General features: G+C 44.2%; 1 protein-coding gene and 1 pseudogene. One reads left to right on the top strand and one right to left on the bottom strand.

Annotation, left to right across the window (positions count from 1 at the left end; translation table 11 throughout):
- The first annotated feature begins 131 nt into the window (after positions 1–131).
- Positions 132–566, top strand: coding sequence for a protoporphyrinogen oxidase HemJ (gene hemJ, locus ACS8FC_RS14700; protein WP_439297314.1), 435 nt, complete (start codon positions 132–134; stop codon positions 564–566).
- A gap of 113 nt (positions 567–679) precedes the next feature.
- On the opposite strand, the pseudogene ACS8FC_RS14705 reads toward hemJ, so the two are convergent.
- Positions 680–1117, bottom strand: a pseudogene (locus ACS8FC_RS14705) (hypothetical protein); the annotation flags it as partial.

Below are 1117 nucleotides of genomic sequence, written 5' to 3' on the forward strand. Positions count from 1 at the left end.
GGCCTGTGATGGATGCGATGAGTGGTCATCAATCGCAGGTGGTATTGGCCGATTAGTTTGACTGTGTGCGGCTAACAAGAATGTATGAAAATAAGCCTGATATTACACGGCTGATAATAAGAGATTAAGTAATGGCAGATTATTTTAACTGGATTAAAGCTGCAAAAATCATCTCGATGGTCTGCTGGTTTGCGGCAATATTTTATTTGCCGCGTCTGTTTGTCTATCATGCGATGAGTGACGATAGCATCAGCCAAGAGCGCTTTACTATTATGGAGCGCAAGCTGTATCGCGGTATTATGACGCCATCGATGATAGCGACATGGATATTCGGTCTATGGATGTTAGGACTGGGCTGGGATGTTTACAAAACCCAAGGCTGGCTACACGTCAAGCTATTATTGGTCGTACTGCTATCAGGCTATCATGGCGCTTGCGGCTTTTATCGCAAAAAGCTGATTGATAACCCTCATTATAAATCCCATAAGTTTTGGCGCTGGTTTAATGAAGTACCTGTTTTTGCCTTGGTGATTATCGTCATTTTAGTGGTCGTTAAACCATTCTAAAATCTAGTCGAAGTGCTTATGACTGATGACCTACCAATAAAAAGCTCCGCCACTTCCATAAGTGACGGACGATTTTTTATTTGTTTTTTGGACTTTCTACCAAATACTATAGATCAAACACTAGGGCGCATGATTTGATAGACATTGCTCAAGTCATAAACACGATAACGCGCTGGCTCACGGCGATTTTCACCAGCATAGCTTAATATCAATGCTTGCTTAGCACGCTCATCGACCCAACCGACGAACAGTCCACTGTGCTCAATGCCATTGTAGCCATGATTGATATAATAAAGCCAGTCACCTGCCTCAATTTCACTGCTACTGGCATAAGGACCTTGCGCATACGTGCCTTTATGTATGGTATTGCGCGAAACTCCCGCTCGATTAAACACCGCATTCAAATAATCCCAGCAGCCGCCTTTGATAATCGTCCGCTCGTTCAGTGCCATTTTACGTGCCATGCTGACCACTTCGCGGGCAGCCATACTGCTTTGCGTCTCCGCACTACTCAGTAGCGGTAAATACTCGCTATCGACATTGTCGTAACT

Source organism: Psychrobacter sp. 1Y4 (assembly GCF_051847555.1).

Bases quoted from the DNA above. Each gene is read 5' to 3' on its own strand.
- hemJ (WP_439297314.1), top strand. From the start codon at position 132: ATGGCAGATTATTTTAACTGGATTAAAGCTGCAAAAATCATCTCGATG.